The following is a 21,362-nucleotide window of genomic DNA, read 5'->3' on the forward strand; positions in this document are numbered from 1 at the left end:
ACTGCTTCAACGATTCAATAAAAAGCCCCATGCAGTTCGCTGCATGGGGCTTTTCTCTATCTGGTTGGCATCTTCGCCATAGAGCGTGACAACCATTAATCAATAACGTCTAGTTTTGCTCTTCACGCTTAAAGACAAGCTCTTTCGCGTTCGACTCTTCTTCAACGAAGTAGTAGCCCGCCGTATCAAACTGGGTCAGCGCCTCAACCGAGTCGATCTTGTTCTCGATAATGTAGCGAGCCATCATGCCACGCGCTTTCTTCGCGTAGAAACTGATCACCTTGTACTGACCGTTCTTACAGTCTTTGAATACCGGGGTAATCACTTGGCCATCCAAGTTCTTCGGCTTCACGGCTTTAAAGTATTCGTTTGATGCTAGGTTAATCAACACATTGTCGCCTTGAGCATTCAGCGCTTCATTCAGCTTGTCTGTGATGATGTTACCCCAGAACTGGTACAAGTTAGTACCACGAGCATTGGCTAAGCGTGTACCCATCTCTAGGCGGTATGGCTGCATCAAATCCAACGGCTTAAGCAAGCCATATAACCCAGAAAGCATACGTAGGTGGTTTTGTGCGTAGTCAAAATCTTCATCCGATAGCGTTTCAGCGTCTAGGCCAGTGTATACATCGCCCTTAAAGGCTAGGATTGCTTGGCGTGCGTTGTCTTGGGTAAAGGTCTCGCTCCACTGCTCAAAGCGCGCTACGTTCAACCCTGCGATTTTATCGCTGACTTTCATCAGTGCAGAAATATCTACTGGCGTCAGCTTGCGGCACTCTTCAATCAGCTCAGCAGAGTGTTCAACAAACTCAGGCTGACTAAAGCGTTCCGTCGCTAATGGTGATTCGTAATCAAGTGTTTTGGCTGGAGAAACGACAACTAACATAACTTTACCCTAATCGGTTATCTAACTGGATGCTGCTAGAGTATAGAAAAAACATCAACTTGTCTTTATGACTCTTCCTATTACTTCGATAGGGAAAATGAGCTTCGATAGATAGAATGAGACAAATGACAGGCAAAGAAAAAGGCTAAGGTCGAAACCTTAGCCTTTCTAATCACTTTAGGATGAGCCGTTTATCGCTCCAACAAGATTACTTCTTGTTGTTGTCCCAAATACCGTCTTCCAGCTGAGACTTAAGCTCTGGGAAGTCATTCGAATCGAATGTTGGTACTTTACCCGCGTCTAGTTGGCGGTTGTAGTCTTTCGCTAGCTTAATCACGATGCCTGATAGCAGGATAATCGCCACCAAGTTAACAATCGCCATTAGGCCCATCGATACGTCAGCCAGTGCCCATACCGTTGGTAACGTCGCTAGAGAACCGAACATAACCATACCCAGAACAACGATACGGAATAGCACTAGGCCTTTCTTGTTGTTGTGCTCAAGGAAGATAAGGTTCGTTTCGGCGTACGAGTAGTTTGCAATGATTGAAGTGAAAGCGAAGAAGAAAATCGCTACCGCGACAAAGATGCCGCCCCATTCGCCCACTTGTGCTGTTAGTGCACGTTGCGTTAGTTCGATACCCGTTACTTCACCGTGTGGTACATACTCACCAGACATCAGGATGATTGCTACTGTTGCTGAACAGATAACAATGGTATCCATGAACACGCCTAGCATTTGCACGTAACCTTGTGATGCTGGGTGCGGTGGGTAAGGCGTAGCAGAAGCTGCTGCGTTTGGCGCAGAACCCATACCCGCTTCGTTCGAGAACAAACCACGTTTGATGCCGTTAATCATCGCTTGTGCGATTGCGTAACCTAGGCCACCCGCTGCTGCTTCTTGCAGACCGAATGCACTCTTGAAGATAAGCGCCAGTACTTCAGGCACTTTCTCGATGTTCGCGAACATCACGTACATAGCGATCGCTAGGTAAGCCAATGCCATGATTGGAACGATGATTTCTGCTGTACGTGCAATCTTACGGATACCACCGAAGATAACGAATGCAGAGATGATTACGATACCAACACCAACGTAGCTACGCTCAAGGTCGAATGCTGTGTTCATTGCGCTTGCAATCGCGTTCGCTTGAACCGCGTTAAATACAAGACCAAATGCAATGATTAGGAAGATAGAGAATAGAACCCCCATCCAACGCATGCCTAGGCCTTTCTCCATGTAGTATGCAGGACCGCCGCGGTAGTTACCGTCGTTATCACGCGTTTTGTATAGCTGTGCCAGTGTGCTTTCTGCAAACGATGTTGCCATACCTAGCATTGCGATTAGCCACATCCAGAAGATAGCACCAGGGCCACCAGCGGTTAGTGCTACAGCAACACCTGCCATGTTACCCGTACCTACACGAGCAGCGAGACTAGTACAAAGAGCTTGGAAAGAAGAGATACCAGCACTGTCTGCTTTACGGCTGTTTCTAAGAACAGAGAACATGTGGCCGAAATGGCGGAATTGAATGAAGCCTAGTCGTACAGTGAAGTAGATACCCACACCAACCAGTAAGTAAACTAAGATAGATCCCCAAAGGAGATCGTTCATCAAATTGATTAAGTCTGTCACGTGAACCTCGTAATTGAGTTTAAGCACCGATCATGCTTCCTAGCCTTCCTCTTAATCGCCTATGCCTCTGTCAATGTTGTGTCGGCACTCTTGTTATATTCTTGCGGCGATTGAGACTGTAAATGTCGCTTCATGCATCCATTTTACGTATCAGTGTATTTTTTGACGGGCGGATAATGCAGCGAGACGGCCTAAAAATCAATATGCAAATGCACTTATATTAAAATGACATTTCACTAATAACACACCTTTTGTTAACACAACTTTCAACAATGCAGCCCAATAAAAGTCACATTATCGGGACATAATATCAACAACAGCCACGGCACTACCCCAACAAGAACACCATCCTATAAAAATGACGTCAGCCTAGGTTTTACAAGGTATAGTGAAGATCTTCGTTTTTTTCTAGGCCAATGAGATCGCTATACCGCACGGCACCATGTGCACTTCAATGCATTGTAGTCAAAACGCTATTCCATTCGCACAATGAATTAACATTCAATAACCCCCAATTTAATCGTTTACTTAGGTTTGTTTGCCTGTTTTTTATACATAATAATTCTCACAATGTGTGAGCATGCATAAGAAAATAGAACAAAAGCTTCATGGATTTGAAACAAATGAGAAACAAATCAAAGTTATTGTGAACCTAAATATGATATTTATTGGTTCGTAAGAACTAGTCCCACGGAAGGAGATATGGCTTATGGATAGCTTTCAATTCGATGAAGTATCAGAACTAGAAATGCCTCGTGTAACTCAAAAATCACGCTCGAAACCACTCAAGCGTAAGTGGCGTGAAATCGAAGCCATCAACGATCGTAGGCAGCTTGAGAAAGAGCTGAGAGAGATGAACCTAGGTCTTGATTTTAGCCTTGACGATATAAAGCTTTAATCAGCACGATAAGAAATCAGATAGCAAAAGGCACCTATATAGGTGCCTTTTTATTTTTCGAGGTAGTTAATCCGCTCAAAGCGCCATTTGGAAACCAACCCTCTAATATAGAGGACACCTAAAAATAGGGGCGTTTCAACATTAAAACAGGCTAAACGCACTCTTGTTCATTTTGTCGAACCCGAGCCGCGAGTTGGCGATATTGATCGGCGATGGTCTCCCCAAAGACAGGGTCATCTTCCGGTTGAAGCCATTGAGACTCCACTTCTTGCCAATCTTTGACCGTGAACGCCTCAACAATCATGGGTAGCACATGCTTCTCTTCATACTCCATGTGCTTTCGCTGAGCCTTAACAAACGCTTCAAGTTGCTCAATAAAAACTTGTTGAGGAACCACCGCATCTTGGAGAATCATATCGAGCAAACCTAAAAAGTCTGCCGTTTTCTCAGAAAGCAATTGATGCTCTAATTCCAAGTCTTCAATCGCTTGCTCGCTGCCATATTGCTTAAGATAGTAGCGATAAATGACGTCTTCTTTAGGGTGATGCACTTTGTCTGAATGGTTCATCAAGTAATGAACCACCTCTGCGATCAGGCTATAGTTTATTTCTCGCTCCTGTTTCAGAAACTCTAACTTACTGTTGAGTATCGCGAGTAAACGAGCCATATAGCCATGCTCTCGTCTTATCCTTTCAATCATCATAGTATTGCACTCCATTACACCTACTATTTATAAGTGTATACGAATATGCTGATTTATGATTTGACCCTGCTCAGAAAACCACCAACCTACACTTCTGTTGGTAAACGCCAGTCAATAGGTTGTTGATCCATAGAAGAAAGCAGCTTGTTGGTTGTAGAGAAGTGCTGACAACCGAAGAAACCACGGCGTGCCGATAATGGCGATGGGTGAGGTGCAACCAACACATGATGCTTGTCGTCATCAATCGCTTGGCCTTTCTTCTGAGCGTGTGCGCCCCACAACAAAAAGATGATCGGTTCAGAGCGCTGATTGAGCTCAGCAATAATGGCATCGGTAAAGGTTTCCCAGCCACACTTAGCATGTGAGTGTGCTTTTGCCTCTTCTACAGTAAGGACTGTGTTCAACATCAACACCCCTTGCGATGCCCAAGAATCGAGATAACCATGACTAGGAATCTCAAAGCCCTCTATATCTTGTGCAAGCTCTTTGTACATATTGCGTAAAGAAGGTGGGATTTTCACGCCAGGAAGCACTGAGAATGCTAAGCCGTGAGCTTGGTTAGCACCGTGATAAGGATCTTGCCCTAAGATAACCACTCGCACGGATTCGAAAGGCGTCATATCAAAGGCACTGAACACCTGATCTTGTGGAGGGTAGACGGTTTTACCACTATTACGTTGCTGTTCAACAAACGCGAGCACACTCTGAAAGTACTCTTTATCACGTTCATCATTAATAATGGATTCCCAAGTCTTTGGTGCGCTCATCGTTTTACTTCCCAATCATCAAGGTTTCTAGCGGCTTTCGCCAGACAAAAAAATAGCTGTATCGGCTAACTGTCCTAAATAAGGCTCTAGTTATACCTCATACAGCTATCAATAAACATGATGTGTAGGGTTCACTTGTTGATGAATCATAATAATCAGTTCAAGTTGTGTTTATCTCGATTAACCACTTTTCTGCTGTGTACGATGGTGGCCGTGGTTATGCACGTGACGGTTTGGTGTAGGTAAACGGCGTGCGGCAGCAATAGTTGAAGTTTGGGTGATTGAATACATAAAGGCACCTCCTCTAAGACATCGTGAACTACATATTCACTTTAATACTATGAAAGAAAGGTGCCAATTATTAGAAAGAGACTGAAATAAATTTCCCCCTCTATTATTACGCTTGTTCGCTCGCTAGCGTTGCTGATCGATGAAACATTCTAAGTTGTTGAATTTCCTCTTTCCAGATCGTCGAATCGATGGTTTCCAAGATAAGAGGGATACCATTAAAGCGAGAATCAGAGGCAATATACTCAAAACAATCCCAGCCAATTTCGCCTTTTCCTAAAGAATGGTGTCGATCGACTCGGCTCGCGAACTCAGCTTTTGAATCATTGATGTGCATTGCTCTTAGATAGTGCATACCCACGATGCGGTCGAACTCAGCAAAAGTATGCTCACACGCCTCTTTTGTACGTAAGTCATAGCCAGCAGTAAACGTATGGCAGGTGTCTAAGCACACACCAACACGCGACTTATCTTCTACCTGCTCGATAATCTCGGCTAGATGTTCAAACTTCCAACCCAGATTAGTGCCCTGCCCAGACGTATTCTCGATCACTGCGATTACGTCAGGTACCGCTTGATGAGCTAGGTTGATCGATTCAGCGATCTTCGCCAAACATTCGCTTTCTGAGATTTTCTTTAAATGACTCCCAGGATGAAAATTCAAGAGCGTTAATCCAAGTTGATTACAACGCTCCATTTCATCAATAAAAGCCGCGCGTGATTTCTCTAGCTTCTCTTCTTCTGGCGCTCCTAGGTTAATAAGGTAGGAGTCATGAGGAAGAATGTGCTCAGCACCGAAGCCCAACATTTTGCAATTGGCTTTAAAGGCACTAATGATTTTCGCTTCTAGCGGTTTTGCCGCCCACTGTCTCTGGTTCTTGGTAAACAGTGCAAACGCATTGGCGCCAATTTCACGTGCACGCATAGGCGCCTGATCAACACCACCAGCAGCCGACACATGAGCGCCAATAAACTTAATATTTGTTTCCGGTTTTGAGGATGAATTATTGTTTGTCATTAAATCACTTTACACTTTCAGAATGCTTAATAAATAAAGGGTCGTATCGGTTGCAGTTCAATAAAAACACAACAAATGTAGTAAACTTACAACAAATATGACTGTTAAATATTTTTTATACTTTAAAATATTTTGTAATTACTTTGTTTTCAAAGGTTTTATTGATTTACCTCAACATAATCACCTTTGTAAAAATATGGTTTTTGGTTGTTTTTTGACTTAAATCAATGTTAACCTTACTAATATTAGGTATATATTACCCAGCTCAATAAAAATCGAAAGTTAACACCATAATCAAACCACATTCAGTGGACTAGGAGATAGTTATGATCCAAGGTATTCAAATTACTAAAGCAGCAAACGATGACCTACTAAACTCAATCTGGCTACTAGATAGCGAGAAGAATGAAGCTCGTTGTGTTGTTGCTACTGCAGGTTTCGAAGCTGACCAAGTTATCTCAGCTGCAGACCTAGGCGAGTACGAGAGCCGTGAAGTTGCAATCGAAGCAGCACCACGCATCGAAGGTGGCCAACACCTAAACGTTAACGTTCTTAAGCGTGAAACGCTAGAAGACGCAGTTGCTCACCCAGAGAACTACCCACAGCTAACTATCCGTGTATCGGGTTACGCTGTACGTTTCAACTCTCTAACAACTGAACAGCAACGTGACGTTATCGCACGTACGTTCACTGAGTCTCTATAATCTCAGTAAACTAGAGTGTTAAAGATTTAAAAAGCTTGGTCAGGAATGGCCAAGCTTTTTTAGTTTTTGTCCTAACAACTTCTTATCGTTTATTGTTCCAACTCAGAACCCGCTCACCTAAAATCAAACAAGCACAGTCACCAATCAAATTTGGTTATGGCGCATTTCGTTGAGAAGGATCTTTAGTAAACGCTTTCGCCAGAGCCGTTGGATCCACCTTGTCTCTTTGCAATGCAGCACCTTGTGCCCACCACATCAACTGATGGAATGTTCGATTCATGTATTCATCCCATTGTGCTTGATCAGACTCTTGAACAACACCGCCCTCTTCATCAAACACTTCTTGCGCTTTCGGCAGATGAATCATCGCAGAAACAGGTAAACAACCTAGCTCAGACAAGAAGGTGCGCATTGAAACGGATGCTCTTGCCCCGCCCCACTGACCGGCAGAATAGGTCACAATCGCACTCGGTTTATATGAAAATAGCGAGCTACCAAAGTGATTGAGAATATTAGCTAGCGCTGGGCTCATCGAATGATTGTATTCCGGGCTAACCATCACATAGCCATCAGCTTTAGCGATCTTGTCGGCTAACTCTGCTAAGTGCGCAGGTACTTTTGAGCGATGATACGAAAACTCAGGCTTAAACACATCGCCAAAGTCATAATTCAATGGGTCGATAATCTCGACCGTATGCTCTGAGTGTTGATTCGCAAGCAGTTTTTCACACGCCTTGCTGGCTCTCATCCCTAATCGCGCAGGTCTTGGCGGTGTGCTCTCACGTACAGAGCCAAGAAAAATCAAAAAATTCATACTATCCCTTTCCGTTTTGATCGGGTTAAAGCAATACACTTACTTAAAGCCATTTAAGCGTAAGAAAACCCTTAAATAAAGCTTACTTTAAAAACACTCAGACAATAAAAAAGGTGAATGATTGCTCATTCACCTTTCTCTTAACCATCTAAGTTCTATACATAACGTTTGTAAAAAACTACGCTGGTTGAACTCGACGAAGTACCGCTTTTAGCGCTTCGAAATCGTTATCAAGATCTTCAGACAACAACTCCATCGCCGCGTGTTTTGCTAGCGGACCAGGCAGTTCAATATCAGAACCTAGGATGTCATCAACCACTTCTTTGAACTTCGCTGGGTGCGCTGTACACAGGAACAAGCCAGTTTCGTTCTCTTGCAGTTGCTCTTCCAATAGACGGTAAGCAATCGCACCATGTGGTTCACATAGGTAACCTTGTGCTTTTAGGTCGCGTACTGATTCAGCGCTCTGCTCGTCAGATACTTTACCCTTGCCTAATGTATCTAAGCCCCAACCTTTCAGTTGGCAAAGCTCTTCGATACGAGGCCAGTTGTTCGGTTGGCTTACGTCCATCGCGTTCGATGTTGTTGCAACGGTCGGTTTTGGATCCCACTCGCCTGTTTCTAGGTAACGAGGAACCGTGTCATTTTCGTTGGTTGCTGCGATGAAACGCTTAACAGGTAGACCTAGCGCTTTAGCCAGTAGACCAGCTGTTAGGTTACCAAAGTTACCACTTGGTACAGAGATAACCAGGTTTTCACGTTGCTCTTTAGTCAGCTGAGAAGCCGCTTCAAAGTAGTAACAGATCTGAGCCATTAAACGGCTGATGTTGATCGAGTTTGCTGAGTTCAAGCCAATCTCTTTACGCAGTTCAGCGTCATCAAATGAGTCTTTAACTAGAGCCTGACACGCATCAAAGTCGCCATCAATCGCCACAGTGTGGATGTTCTTACCAAGCGTACAGAACAGCTTCTCTTGCAGTGGGCTGATCTTGCCTTTCGGGTAAAGAATCACAACATTGATGTCTTCCATGCCGTAGAAAGCATGCGCAACCGCCGCACCAGTATCACCTGATGTTGCCGTTAAGATAGTGATTTGACCACCATCAGAAACAGCTGCTAAAGATTGAGCCATAAAGCGGCCGCCGAAATCTTTAAATGCCAGTGTTGGACCGTGGAAAAGCTCAAGCGCGTAAACGCCGTCTTTTACTTGGTTGATTGGTGCAGGGAATTGGAACGCTGCATCCACCATTTGGTCGATCTGTTCTTTTGGTAATTCATCACCAATCAATGCTGACAGAATCTTTGAACTACGAGGGACAAAGTCCTCTGCTAGCAGCGCATCGATATCATCAAACTTTGGCAGTTCAGATGGGAAAAATAGACCTTGATTACGGCCTAAGCCTTGACGAACGGCTTGGCCAAAAGAGACTTGTTCATCATTTTCTTTGATGTTGTACAGTTTCATAACTCACTTCCTGTAACGATCGAACCTTGCTTATCTAGGCGACAAACGTGAACGAATCCTTCTTCATTTTGTACGTAATTTTGTTCTAACCAGCGTGCAACACGCTCGGCGACATCTTGTTCTTTGCAAATGCTAAATAGAGTTGGACCACTACCAGAAATACCAGTAGCCAGTGCCCCAGCCGACAGCGCGTATTTACGAGCATCAGCAAACCCTGGAAGCAGTTTCTCACGATATGGTTCAGCGATCACGTCTTTGATCATCTTCGCAGCCAGTTCAGGTTGACCTGAATGACACGCGTGGATAAAGCCCGCTAAGTGGCGACCATGAGCAATGATATCCTGACGACGATATTGAGATGGTAGGATCTCTCTCGCTTCAGCCGTTGAAACCTTAATACCCGGATAAGCCATTACCCAGTACCAGTCGTCAAAACACGGCACTTCTTGGCTAATGATGCCTAGCTCTTCAAGCATGAGCTGCACACCACCAAGGTAACATGGCGCAACGTTATCGTAGTGGATACCGCCTGAAATCTTGCCTTCCATTTCGCCCATCAGAGCAAGCAGTTCAGTTTCATTCAGTGGCTGACCGTGAAAACGGTTTAGCGCATCCAGTGCCGCGACGATTGAACATGCACTAGAGCCCAAACCTGAACCGATAGGCATGTTCTTTTCTAGCGTCATTTCCAAAGGCTTTAGCGTAACGCCTTTTTTATCAAGCTCTCTCGAAAACACCACCCAGCAGTCGTAGACGATGTTTTCTTTTGCTTCAGTTGGCAGCTTAGAAACAAAGCTGCCTGCTGTTTTAAGTGAGAATGGTTCATCACCGGCTTTAACCATAACTCGGTCACCCAGCAGTGTGCCATCCACTGGAGACACAGCGGCCCCCAGCACATCAAACCCTACACTGACATTACCGATTGATGCAGGAGCATAAACGACAACATCCATATCACTTGAACTCATTCCTAAACTCCTAATTTCCAACCAAGAGTACGCATCACATCAGAGAATACGCCAGCTGCTGTTACTTCAGTACCCGCGCCGTAGCCACGCAGTACTAGAGGGATTGGTTGGTAGTAACGGCTGTAGAATGCTAATGCGTTCTCGCCATCTTTAATCTTGAACATTGGGTCGTCGCCATCAACAGCAGCGATACGAACCTTACACTTGCCTTCAGCGATTTCGCCAACATAACGAAGTACTTTGCCTTCTTCAGCTGCGATAGCTGACTGCTCTTTGAAGTAAGCATCCGCTTCTGGCAAGCGAGCCATGAACTCTTCAACCGTACCTGAATCATCAAAACCCGGTGGCAGAGCTTGGTCTACTTCAACATCTTCAAGTTCAAGCGCCATACCTGCTTCACGAGCAAGAATAAGCAGCTTACGCGCCACATCCATACCAGATAGATCATCACGAGGATCCGGTTCTGTGAAGCCGTTATCTTTTGCAATGTTGGTGGCTTGGCTCAGTGTCATACCTTCATCAAGCTTGCCGAAGATGTAAGACAGTGAACCTGAAAGAATACCGTTGAATTTCTCAAGTTCATCACCTGCAGAGATTAGGTTCTGTAGGTTTTCGATTACCGGTAGGCCAGCACCTACGGTTGTTTCGTACATCAGCTTACGACGTGAGTTACGTGCAACTTCACGAAGCTGATGGTAGTAAGCCATGCTTGCTGTGTTTGCTTTCTTGTTTGGTGTTACCACGTGGAAACCAGCCGCTAGGAAATCAGCGTACTGCGCCGCAATACCTTCGCTAGACGTACAATCAACCAATACAGGGTTGATGATGTGGTTACGTTGAACCAAAGCCGCTAAGCGAGCTAAGCTGAACTCTTCAGTCGCACTCGACATACGGTCACGCCACTGCTCTAGCGGTAGACCATCGCTGTCTAGCAACAAACCTTTGCTGTTTGCTAAACCACATACGCGAATCACGATGCCTTTTTCAGCCAGTTTGCCTTGCTGACGTTGGATCTGGTCAACAAGCTCGCCACCAACACCGCCGACACCAACAACGAATACGTCGAGGAAGTGCTTAGAATTGAATAGGTTCTCGTGACACGCTTTGATTGCTTCAGAGATTTTGTCTTCAGGGATAACCGCTGAAATAGCGCGCTCTGAAGAACCTTGAGCAATCGCAACAATGTTGACGTTCACTTCAGCTAAAGAAGAGAAGAACTGAGATGCCACGCCACGTGAAGTGCGCATACCGTCACCCACCAGCGTTACAATCGCAACGTCATCCATGAACTCAACCGGCTCTAACAGGCCATCTTTAAGTTCAAGTTCAAACGCGTCTGACAACACTTGTTTCGCTTTCACTTTGTCAGCAGATTCAATACAGAAGCTGATGCTGTACTCAGAAGAAGATTGAGTAATAAGGACAATAGAAACGCCAGCAGAAGACATCGCGCCGAATACACGACTCGCCATGCCTACCATGCCCTTCATGCCTGGGCCTGATACGTTAACCATTGTTAGGTCACTTAGCGTGGTGATGCCTTTGATTGCTAGGTTGTCTTCGCCAGTGTCTTGGCCAATCAAAGTACCCGCACCCTGTGGGTTAAAGCTGTTTTTGATCAGACAAGGAATATGGAATTGTGCGATAGGCGCGATAGTTTTCGGGTGTAGAACCGAAGCGCCAAAGTAAGAAAGCTCCATCGCTTCTTGGTAGCTTAATGACTTAAGAAGACGAGCATCATCCACTAAACGCGGGTCACAGTTGTAAACGCCGTCTACATCTGTCCAGATCTCACAGCAATCAGCACGTAGACACGCTGCTAGCACTGCAGCTGAATAATCAGAGCCGTTACGGCCAAGTGTGACTAGCTCACCTTTATCGTTACCAGCCGTAAAGCCCGGCATGATATTTACGTGACCTTTAGGCAGTGGCGACTGACGGAAGTTCTGAGTTGAAACGTCCACATCGACCATAGCTTCAAGGTGATCACCTTTAGCGTATAGGTATTGAACTGGGTCAATCAGGCTTGCTGGTTGGCCTTTCGCTTCAAGTACCGCTTTCATCAACTGGATTGAGATTCGCTCACCTTTACTGATGATGCGAGCATTAACATGATTCGGGCACATACCCAGTAGGTTAATGCCGTTTACGAACTGTTTTAGCTGAGCAAGAGAAGTATCAACCTGCTCTTGGAACGCAGAACCATCAATAGAAGGAACAACGGCTTGAATATCTGCAAACAGTGCAGCGAATGAGGATTCGATCTCTGTAATCTGTGCGTCTGCTTCACCATTTTTAAGTGCAGCTTCAATTACAGCGACCAACTTATTGGTTGTTTTTCCTGGAGCCGATAGTACAACGGCTAGCTCTTCTTGCTGGGCATTATTAGCGATGATATCAGCCGCTCGTAAAAAACGATCTGCATCAGCTAATGATGAACCTCCAAACTTTAAAACGCGCATCCCTTTCTCCATAAGTCATAAAAATGGTACAAAAAAAGGCCTGTATCTTGTTGGATACAGGCCTTTTTTTTAAAATCCGTTACTTAGCAGCCTGCCCCAACAATGTTAATGTCGGTAATAATAATGGTTGTGGTCATTACTAGGTGGCTTACGTGCTGCATATCAAATTCTCTGCTTGTGCTTTACTCTACGTGTATCAATTTTTACCACTGGACGTCAATGAAAAGTTGCGTTTTTTTTACATTCGCACCGTTTTTCAGAGCAAACCGTCATTTAAGGGATAAAACACCCTGTATAAACCTTCACTTAAGATACTGGATTTACTCATTGAACAGGCAAGAGTGATCAATTGCATATATAGTCATAACAAAATGCTATATCGATTGTGCAGCGAACGTACAAGTTCTGTGCTTTAATTGAACGATAACGTTCGAAGAACAATAATAATGACATCAGGAGTGGGAAATGAAGAGATTACTTATTCTTTTGGCTTTTGCTATGCCTGTTGTTTGTTCAGCGAATAGCTTGCCTCTACTACCCAGCCAGATCGATCGTTCTTCTCATAAATTCTTTATCTCCACACAAAACGCGTCGAGTGAAAGCTTCGATACTTGGAAGATAGACAGTGGCTACTCTTATAGCTTATTTTCAGATGTGGATCTCTACGTCGGTACACGTATCAATAGTGCGGCACTGAAACAGGAAAGTGGATTCTTAAGCGGTGTCAGTTATCAGTTCTCAGAAAGAGTCTCTTTCAACAGTTCTCTGCACACCTATAAAGACGAAACCGAAGACAATGAGAAATCGGTAGCCGCAGAGGTTTCCAGCCGAGTACAACTGACAGATAACCTAGATTTGCATGCCACCCTTGATTATGAAGAGTGGCAGCAAGGTGTTGAAGTGGGATTAGGTTTTCGCTTTTAATCTCTTTGGCTTGTTCTTTATTTACTAACTAGCTCGGATTGAGCTTTCAGCACATCACAAACCATTTCCCGATCTAATCTATCAACGGCATTAAATTTGAGTCAGTTACGATTCAATTAACAACTCAGATGAAATTAACACGCCATTCCAATCGGCATAAATATAGTCACCAGGCTGAATCAGTTGATTATGTATAGAGAGCGTCACATTCACTTGGCCGACACCGCGTTTCTCTGTTTTGAATGGCGATGCACCTAACGCCTGAACGCCAAGGTCCATTTGCGACATCATGCCTACATCACGCACCGCACCGTTTACAATCACGCCTTCCCAACCGTTTTCTATCGCGAGAATAGCGAGTTGATCGCCTAGCAGCGCCTTTTGGCATGAGCCATTTCCGTCAACGACAAGCACTTTGCCACAGCCGTCGGTCTCTAAAACCTCGCGAACCTTGGAATTATCGTGATAACAACGAACTGTTACAATTTTTCCAAAGAACGCACCACGTTGGCCGAAGTTCTGCAATGGCATGTTCAGTAGGGTGACTTCGCTTTCAAACTCATCACACAAGTCGGGTGTTATATCGTGCATATATCCTCCGTGAGTAAGGCGTTACCGGTTATGTCAGGCTAGCCTCTATGCTTTTATATGTTATTAAAATTAATCCTTTGTTTTCATTGTTCTATGCTCAATTTATTACTCAATAAAAGTTGATTGAGCATATTTATCTACTAGACTCTTAAGACAGCTTTCAGCTTCCTTGGTTCATAATCCGGTCTTTAGCAGGCAAGATGTGCGAAGCATCTCGAATAATCATTCTTGTTTTGGTGCTAAATAGTCACCATAACATTGGTTAAGTTGTAGCCATACTATTAAAGTTTGTTGCGATACGGCAATTGATGTAAATCAACAAAGTGAATGGAATTAACATTCTCGCGTTGTTAGCATGCTGTTAACATTATAGAATCCACTCCAATCACTAAAAGAATGATTGAAAGGCGTACTGGATCTACGTTATTGGGCAATACTTCAAGGAAGGCAGATAGCTGGAAGTAAGTGTTTTTTTGAAAACTTTAAGTTATCATCAAAAATACATTACCTGTATGTTATGTTTTTGCCTAGAATTTATTCTATTAGCACAGTTTCGTCACAAATTTAGGTACCGCCAAATGCAAACCCCGCAGATTCTTATCGTTGAAGATGAGCAAGTAACTCGTAACACTCTAAAGAGTATTTTTGAAGCAGAGGGATATGCTGTTTTTGAGGCTAGCGACGGTGAAGAGATGCACCAAGTGCTATCTGACAACCAAGTTAACCTTGTAATTATGGACATCAACCTTCCAGGTAAGAATGGCCTACTACTTGCGCGTGAACTACGTGAGCAAGCAAACGTAGCGCTTATGTTCTTAACTGGTCGTGATAATGAAGTTGATAAGATCCTTGGCCTAGAGATCGGCGCTGATGACTACATCACTAAGCCTTTCAACCCTCGTGAATTGACTATCCGTGCACGCAACCTTCTGAACCGTTCAATGAGCACAAGCTCTGTTCAAGAAGAAAAGCGTAGCGTTGAGAAGTACGAGTTCAACGGTTGGGTACTAGATATCAACAGTCGTTCTCTGGTTAGCCCAGATGGCGAAGGCTACAAGCTACCTCGTTCAGAGTTCCGTGCTCTACTTCACTTCTGTGAGAACCCAGGTAAGATCCAAACACGTGCTGACCTTCTTAAGAAGATGACTGGCCGTGAGCTTAAGCCACACGATCGTACTGTAGACGTAACAATCCGTCGTATTCGTAAGCACTTTGAATCTGTTTCTGGCACACCAGAAATCATCGCAACGATTCACGGTGAAGGCTACCGCTTTTGTGGTGACCTAGAAGACTAATTCGATTCGCGCTTCTGGCCATTTAGCACTGCTCACCAGTAAGTGTTTTGAATATTAGAAGCGTCATGAATAGTTATTAAAAAGGGAGAATGCCAACGCATTCTCCCTTTTTTATTATTCTTAATTGAATATGGTTTTAGTAAACCGTATCCACCTTAACGTCTTTCTCTACTAGCCACTTCACGGTTTCGCCATCTTTAAGTTCAACCGCTACATCAACAGGCTTGTCGCTGTCGATCTCTAGCTGCCATACAAACGCGACTTCCCATTGAGTTTCACTGTGTGTTCTTAAATCAAGATCGTCAGCCGTTACCAACAAGGTGTCTGCACCCTGTTTAACCGTAACACTCTCAACCGCAAGCGTTGCTGGCAGTTGTGAATCTGACTCTAGGTAGATAGCACCATGTAGGGTCTTATCTTGAGTCTCGCCAATCGTTGGCATCTTGTTGTGCCAAAGGTTGCTTTTCATGGTAACTGTTGCTGCAGATACTTCGACTTGATTATCTTGCTGCCATTCTACTTGTGGCGCAGAACAACCCGCTAATGCCACTACACATGCGGCGAATGCTAATTTTTTCATTATTCTTCTACCTTTGATTTAACCAACTCTTTAAGACTTCAATGTCATTCTGGTATTCGTTATTTATCTCATCAACCCAATCTGAAATGTTCTCCCACCACGCAGGCAAATCTGGAGATTGAGCTTTCTGGGCAACTTGTTGGATGCGTTTCAGGCCAATAGAACCTGCTGCACCTTTAATCTTATGTGCTTCAGAAACGATACTGGCTTTATCTTTCGCGACCATGTTGGAGTTCAATATTTCCATATACTCCGGCATCATATCTTCGAACATCGCGATGCTATCCAAAACCGGTTTCGGTCCAACAATATCAACATAAGACTCTAGCATATCAATATCAAGCAAAGTGGTATCAATTGCTGAAAGAACAGGCTTACTCGCATCGACTTTATCAATGCTCTCAACCTTATCCGTGTCCGCTACTTTTTCAATAACCTCTGGTGCATCTTCGATAAGTTCGCTTATGACATCTTGGATAGCTCGAACCGACAAAGGTTTACTGATCGCTTCGTCCATGCCTTTCTGGAAGTACTCTTGCTTGTTGTTTAACACGTTCGCAGTTAATGCTACCAAAGGCGGTAGCTGGCTGTATTTCTCGCGGTAGTATTGAGCAATATCGAAACCGGTCATGTCTGGCAATTGGATATCCAGTAGTACCAAGTCATAGTCTTCAGGGTTGAAAGCGATTTGCGCCTCTTTACCCGTCATCACGACTGTCACTTCATGGCCAAGGCTTTCAAGTAGAGAGCGAGCCACAGTAATATTGAGTTCAATATCTTCAACCATAAAGATCTTAAGATTCGACTGCTTTCTTGGCGTTTTGATCAGTGCCTGAGTATCGTGATTCACTGGAACTCGAATCGAAACCGTAAAGGTACTGCCAAAGCCCTCTTCACTGGTGACTTCAATGTGGCCATCCATCATATTGATCAGTTGTTGAGAGACCGCAAGACCAATTCCGGTGCCGACAGCGTGCAAGTTGTCCGTGCCCGATTTCACCTGATAGTACATCGCGAAGATCTTCTCGATTTCACTTTCAGGGATACCAATACCGGTATCTTCCACTTCCATCGTAATGTTGGCAAAGTCACCATCAATGTCGGCGCTGACTGTCATCACCACTCCACCATCTTTGGTGAACTTCATCGCGTTACTCACAAGGTTCCACAGTACCTGTCTAAGACGAGTACCATCCACCTCAACAGCAGCCGGAAGATCAGACAACCTTTCTAGATCGAATCTCAATCCTTTCTGCTCGGCCATCAATGCCGAGATACTTTCGATCTCGACAACGAAATCTTCAAAGTTAATAGGCGTAGGGAAGAGTTCAAGCTTACGGCGGTCGAACTTATCCATATCGATAATATCGTTGAAAATATTACCCAATGTCACCGCGCTCACCTTGATGGTTTGCATCTGTTTACGCTGCTCGGTGGTCAGTTGGCTATCAAGCAGCATGCGGCTCAAGCCAATGATACCGTTCAGCGGCGTTCTCAACTCATGACTAATGGTTGAGATAAAGGTGGTCTTATCGCGACTGGCCTTTTCTAACGACTCTTGATGCTCTTTACGCTCAGTGATATCGCGGCCGAAACCGACTAAACCTAAGTGACGGCCATCTTTGCTGTAGAAAGGGACTTTACGCAGTTCGAAATAGCTCTTACGGCCATCCGGATATTCAAGCCATTGGTCATAAGTCAGAGCTTGGTTGTCCGCAAATACTTTCTTATCGGTTTCAACAACTTGCTGAGCGACCTCTTTGCTGTAAACATCCCAAGGCGTTAAACCAACTAGCTCTTTTTCTGTTTTACCAGTGAGCTCTTCAACCGCACGGTTACAACCAGAGAAGACACCATCTTCATTACGGTAGTAAATAAGGTCTGGCGAGGCATCGATAAACGAGCGTAACAGTGCAGTACGTTCTGCGAGTTCAAGCTGAGTACGCTCGCGCTGGAACACCTCGTTTTCGAGATCTTGCATTGCTTCTGCGCGCGCTTCTTCCGCTTTTTCACGCTCTTCAATTTCTTGATTAAGCTTCTCGATATTGAGCTGCATTTTATTGTTGAGTTCTTGGTCTCGCTCACGCATGTCGCCAAGCTTAGAGACCAATTTCGCCAACCTTTGACGAGACTCTTCCAGCTGGTCCACGACCACTGACAGGAAATAAACCGCCCAAGGCGTGATCACTAAACCGAAGAAAACTGAACGGACAATGTCGATGTCATCAACATTGCCTTTGAGTGCGAGGGTGATACCGACTTGCACAACAACAGCGAGGGCAACAAGCGCTAGGGCAAGTAAGATAGAAAAGCGGACAATCCCCAGTTTTACGAGTAGATCCACGTAATACTGGGCAAGATTTTTCATGGGTTTCATTTAGCGCTCCATGCGATAAGACTAGCAACATTCTACCCTGTTTGAAGATAGGAGGTAAGCTAGCTACATCACACGCAGCAAGTGTTCAGCGGTAATTTCGAAGGTTAATTAACCAATACAAATACTAACTAAGCAAAAATAGCCGGGGATAATCAAATTGCCAATTTTATAGCGTTAGCGAATTGAGTATGGATGCACCATTGAACGGTTGCGACCGTCTGATTTCGCTTGATACAGCGCACTGTCAGCCAAGGCAACAGCCGATTCCATTTCATCATCAGGTGTAGGAATGTAAGAGATAATACCAATACTCACCGTGATGAATTCAGAGACCGTCGACTTCTCATGATCCAACTCCAATTTAAGAACTTCGTCATGAATACGCTGTGCCACCAGCTGAGCACCTTCAGTTGTCGTGTTTGGCAGAATAAAGCCGAACTCTTCACCACCATAACGAGCCACACAATCAGATGAACGATTCAACACCTGCTTAAATGCCTGAGAAACCTGAATCAAAGCATCATCGCCTTGTTGGTGTCCGTAAAAGTCGTTGTAGCCTTTAAAGAAGTCGATATCACACAACATGATCGTCAATGGCAACTTCTCACGCACATGATAATGCCACAATGTAGAGAGCTGTTCGTCGAAACGGCGTCGGTTAGAAACCTGGGTCAGGCTATCCATAAAGCTGAGACGTTCAAGCTCAAGGTTTGCTTCTTCAAGCTTCTGCTCTGCAAGGTAACGCTCGGTGATATCACGCGCCATGATCAACACACCATTAGTACTGGATGCTGGATCTCTAAACGGTGATTTGACTACATCATACCAAGTAAATGCTCCATCACTTGAGACCACTTTGTCGATATAACGCAGCGATTTACTTTGATGAAGCACTTGATGATCGGTTTCTGATATTCGCGTATAGATGCTATGTGGCACCACATCTTGTAAACGTTTACCGATCAAGTCACTCACTTCAGAGATACCTAGCGCAGCCACAAATGGCTTATTACACGCTTGATAAACCATGTTTTCGTTGAAGATACCAATCGAGTCTGGGCTCGCTTCCAAGATGTTTTGCAAGATAGTGTCACGCTGAGCAAGTGCCACTTCGGTATCTTTACGCTTCTCCATTTCGCCACGCAGCTTCTGCTGCATGTCATGCCAATCGGTCACATCATGGCTAATAGAGAGCGTACCTATGGTTGATCCATCTTGTGAGAGCAAGACACTTTGGTAGGTTTCAAGCAAGCAGCTTTTTCCATCTTGATCTGTAGTCCAAGAGCGTTCACTTACACGACCTTTTAATACTCCACCAGAAACACTCAGGGTGCCCTCTTCAGCACGACCATGCCAAAACTTTTTAAACGAGCGATTACTCGTCACTAACTGATCTTTCTGATCTTTCACGTAGATCAACTCAGACAAAGAATCCAAAGCGGTACGAGCAACATTCAACTCTCGAACTTCTTGGGACATTTCTTCGTTAGTATTCTTATAAGGTGAAGCATGAATCATCCAAGCCTGCTTATTTCTAAAATGAACCTTACGACCGACTAAGTTGATCTTAAACGACTCAAATTCAGAAAGCGCCCACAGGGAGACCTGCTCGAAGGCTCGAGAGTTGATGTGATTGGTTAAGTAGTGGCGAAAGCTATTCTCGCTTTCAACGGTAGGGAATCGAAAGTTAACACCAATTTGTCGAATACCAAGCAACTGCATTGCTTGGCGATTGGCATAGAGTATTTCGCCACTTCGAACATCAACAAAGTAAAGTGGCGATGGAGTAGCAAGTAGAAGCGTTTCGATATGCGATTGATAACGAGAATAGAGATGCCAGCAGATGAGAGCAATCAGCAATACAACAACGATATAAATACCGTAGCCATACGCCCTGTCCCACAACCAAGTCATTACCAGTTCCATTTACTCTCAATCTATACCATAAAATCTGTGAGGGAAATGTTACCACTATTTGTTGGTTTTATCTGCTGTTACCTACAGTCACCCATTTCTATTAATTGGCCGCGTTTAAAACAGGCAGAGTGTATTCAAATGCAGAGCCAGTTTTGATGCCCTGAGCACCGGTTTTATCGAGCGAACGACCTATTTCAGTCATCGCTAACCAGCGGTTCTCACACCATAAAGGAGAGAGTAACGTTGGGCGTCTCGCAGCAGAAGAAACACGGTGATAAACCACGTCCGCAGGCGTGCGTTGGATGATCTCACTCGCGATATCAATGTACTCTTCAAGGCTTGGCGCTTCTAGCTTGCCGGCTTTCCACGCCTTAGCCATAGTACTGCCCTCTACTATATGAAGGCCATGTAGCTTAATACCATCGGTGCCAACCGCTAATACCTTGTCTAAGGTTTCAAGGTTATCCGGCTTAGTCTCTTTTGGTAGACCAACAATCAGGTGGGTACACACCTTGATGCCTAAAGCGCGAGCACGCTGGGTGATCGTTTCATACACCGCAAAGTCGTGTCCGCGGTTAATTCGCTTGAGAGTTTTATCATTGGCGGTTTGTAGGCCAAGCTCGAGCCAAATCTCATAGCCTTGTTTAACATAGCCCGCTAACAACTCTAATACCGCATCAGGCACGCAGTCTGGTCTTGTGCCAACACAAAGACCTACGATCTCTGCACCAGGTGCTTTTAGCGCCTCTTCATACATATTCTTAAGCACTTGTACCTCAGCATAAGTGCTGGTGTACGCCTGAAAGTAAGCCAGATACTTCTTGGCACGAGCAATCTCACCCGCGCGATCTTTTAACTGGTCAGCAATACTTTGAATTTGAGTTTGTTCATCGGCAAAGGAAGCCACGTTACAAAACGTACAACCTCCACGACCAATGGTCCCGTCTCGGTTTGGGCAGCTGAAACCACCGTGAAGCGTCAGCTTGTGGACTTTCTCGCCATAACGGCGTTGAAGGTCTTGGCCGATAGTATTGACCAACTCGTGTAATTGCATATTTTCAAAGCACTC

Annotated in this window: 18 protein-coding genes, 1 pseudogene and 1 other annotated feature; of the genes and pseudogenes, 5 read left to right on the top strand and 14 right to left on the bottom strand. The window is 44.6% G+C overall.

Going from position 1 to position 21,362, the window contains the following annotated elements; translation table 11 throughout:
• Positions 1–109 precede the first annotated feature (109 nt).
• Together yaaA and MSG36_RS13900 are read right to left on the bottom strand one after the other, a co-directional pair.
• A complete protein-coding gene (gene yaaA / locus MSG36_RS13895) occupies positions 110–886 on the bottom strand; it encodes a peroxide stress protein YaaA (protein WP_048606773.1) in 777 nt (258 codons plus the stop codon).
• Between the two features lie 208 nt (positions 887–1,094).
• Entirely contained in the window at positions 1,095–2,522 is a 1,428-nt protein-coding gene (locus MSG36_RS13900; RefSeq protein ID WP_032545312.1) for a sodium:alanine symporter family protein, read from the bottom strand.
• Between the two features lie 709 nt (positions 2,523–3,231).
• Between MSG36_RS13900 and MSG36_RS13905 the strand changes: the two genes are divergently transcribed.
• On the top strand, positions 3,232–3,420 hold the full coding sequence (locus tag MSG36_RS13905; protein WP_017059319.1) for a DUF3545 family protein: 189 nt from the start codon (positions 3,232–3,234) through the stop codon (positions 3,418–3,420).
• A gap of 151 nt (positions 3,421–3,571) precedes the next feature.
• On the opposite strand, the gene MSG36_RS13910 is transcribed toward MSG36_RS13905, so the two are convergent.
• The 3 genes from MSG36_RS13910 to nfo form a co-directional block, all read right to left on the bottom strand.
• The gene (locus tag MSG36_RS13910; RefSeq protein ID WP_081231013.1) at positions 3,572–4,123 is read right to left on the bottom strand and encodes a hemerythrin domain-containing protein; all 552 of its coding nucleotides are present in this window, start codon (positions 4,121–4,123) and stop codon (positions 3,572–3,574) included.
• An 86-nt stretch (positions 4,124–4,209) separates the two neighbouring features.
• Complete coding sequence (ung, locus tag MSG36_RS13915; RefSeq protein WP_248368413.1) at positions 4,210–4,890, bottom strand: uracil-DNA glycosylase; 681 nt, start codon at positions 4,888–4,890, stop codon at positions 4,210–4,212.
• A 397-nt stretch (positions 4,891–5,287) separates the two neighbouring features.
• Positions 5,288–6,196 carry a deoxyribonuclease IV gene (nfo, locus tag MSG36_RS13920; protein WP_248368415.1) on the bottom strand — a complete coding sequence of 303 codons (909 nt, stop codon included), beginning with the start codon at positions 6,194–6,196 and terminating at the stop codon, positions 5,288–5,290.
• A 326-nt stretch (positions 6,197–6,522) separates the two neighbouring features.
• On the opposite strand from nfo, the gene grcA reads away from it, so the two are divergent.
• A complete protein-coding gene (gene grcA / locus MSG36_RS13925; RefSeq protein WP_017059315.1) occupies positions 6,523–6,900 on the top strand; it encodes an autonomous glycyl radical cofactor GrcA in 378 nt (125 codons plus the stop codon).
• Between the two features lie 154 nt (positions 6,901–7,054).
• Here the strand turns inward: grcA and MSG36_RS13930 are convergent, their stop codons facing one another.
• The 4 genes from MSG36_RS13930 to thrA all read right to left on the bottom strand — a co-directional run bounded on the left by MSG36_RS13930 (position 7,055) and on the right by thrA (position 12,609).
• Positions 7,055–7,714 carry an NAD(P)H-dependent oxidoreductase gene (locus MSG36_RS13930; protein WP_248368417.1) on the bottom strand — a complete coding sequence of 220 codons (660 nt, stop codon included), beginning with the start codon at positions 7,712–7,714 and terminating at the stop codon, positions 7,055–7,057.
• A 178-nt stretch (positions 7,715–7,892) separates the two neighbouring features.
• Positions 7,893–9,179 carry a threonine synthase gene (gene thrC, locus MSG36_RS13935; RefSeq protein ID WP_048606763.1) on the bottom strand — a complete coding sequence of 429 codons (1,287 nt, stop codon included), beginning with the start codon at positions 9,177–9,179 and terminating at the stop codon, positions 7,893–7,895.
• Positions 9,176–10,132, bottom strand: a complete 957-nt coding sequence (thrB, locus tag MSG36_RS13940) for a homoserine kinase (protein ID WP_032545653.1) — start codon at positions 10,130–10,132, stop codon at positions 9,176–9,178. The genes thrC and thrB overlap by 4 nt, the downstream gene beginning before the upstream one ends.
• 17 nt (positions 10,133–10,149) lie before the next feature.
• Positions 10,150–12,609: a bifunctional aspartate kinase/homoserine dehydrogenase I gene (gene thrA / locus MSG36_RS13945; RefSeq protein WP_048606761.1), complete on the bottom strand. Its 2,460-nt coding sequence runs from the start codon at positions 12,607–12,609 to the stop codon at positions 10,150–10,152.
• A gap of 29 nt (positions 12,610–12,638) precedes the next feature.
• Positions 12,639–12,757: a sequence feature (Thr leader region), on the bottom strand.
• Between the two features lie 317 nt (positions 12,758–13,074).
• Between thrA and MSG36_RS13950 the strand changes: the two genes are divergently transcribed.
• On the top strand, positions 13,075–13,533 hold the full coding sequence (locus MSG36_RS13950; protein WP_048662672.1) for a hypothetical protein: 459 nt from the start codon (positions 13,075–13,077) through the stop codon (positions 13,531–13,533).
• 105 nt (positions 13,534–13,638) lie between these two features.
• Here MSG36_RS13950 and MSG36_RS13955 read toward each other — a convergent pair whose 3' ends face one another.
• Complete coding sequence (locus tag MSG36_RS13955) at positions 13,639–14,124, bottom strand: putative 4-hydroxy-4-methyl-2-oxoglutarate aldolase (protein WP_017059310.1); 486 nt, start codon at positions 14,122–14,124, stop codon at positions 13,639–13,641.
• Between the two features lie 47 nt (positions 14,125–14,171).
• On the opposite strand from MSG36_RS13955, the pseudogene MSG36_RS13960 reads away from it, so the two are divergent.
• Both MSG36_RS13960 and arcA read left to right on the top strand, forming a co-directional pair.
• Positions 14,172–14,273: pseudogene (locus MSG36_RS13960) on the top strand (ribonuclease activity regulator protein RraA); the annotation flags it as partial.
• A gap of 429 nt (positions 14,274–14,702) precedes the next feature.
• Positions 14,703–15,419: a two-component system response regulator ArcA gene (gene arcA / locus MSG36_RS13965; protein WP_004741534.1), complete on the top strand. Its 717-nt coding sequence runs from the start codon at positions 14,703–14,705 to the stop codon at positions 15,417–15,419.
• A gap of 136 nt (positions 15,420–15,555) precedes the next feature.
• Here arcA and MSG36_RS13970 read toward each other — a convergent pair whose 3' ends face one another.
• The 4 genes from MSG36_RS13970 to MSG36_RS13985 form a co-directional block, all read right to left on the bottom strand.
• Positions 15,556–15,999, bottom strand: coding sequence for a hypothetical protein (locus MSG36_RS13970; protein WP_017062884.1), 444 nt, complete (start codon positions 15,997–15,999; stop codon positions 15,556–15,558).
• Positions 16,000–16,006: 7 nt separating this feature from the next.
• On the bottom strand, positions 16,007–18,376 hold the full coding sequence (arcB, locus tag MSG36_RS13975) for an aerobic respiration two-component sensor histidine kinase ArcB (RefSeq protein ID WP_086971380.1): 2,370 nt from the start codon (positions 18,374–18,376) through the stop codon (positions 16,007–16,009).
• A 174-nt stretch (positions 18,377–18,550) separates the two neighbouring features.
• Entirely contained in the window at positions 18,551–20,302 is a 1,752-nt protein-coding gene (locus tag MSG36_RS13980; RefSeq protein WP_248368418.1) for a diguanylate cyclase, read from the bottom strand.
• Between the two features lie 91 nt (positions 20,303–20,393).
• On the bottom strand, positions 20,394–21,347 hold the full coding sequence (locus MSG36_RS13985; protein ID WP_086971377.1) for a TIGR01212 family radical SAM protein: 954 nt from the start codon (positions 21,345–21,347) through the stop codon (positions 20,394–20,396).
• Between the last annotated feature and the right edge of the window lie 15 nt (positions 21,348–21,362).

The organism is Vibrio sp. 1CM8B (assembly GCF_023161685.1).
Classification (GTDB): Bacteria; Pseudomonadota; Gammaproteobacteria; order Enterobacterales; family Vibrionaceae; genus Vibrio; species Vibrio coralliirubri.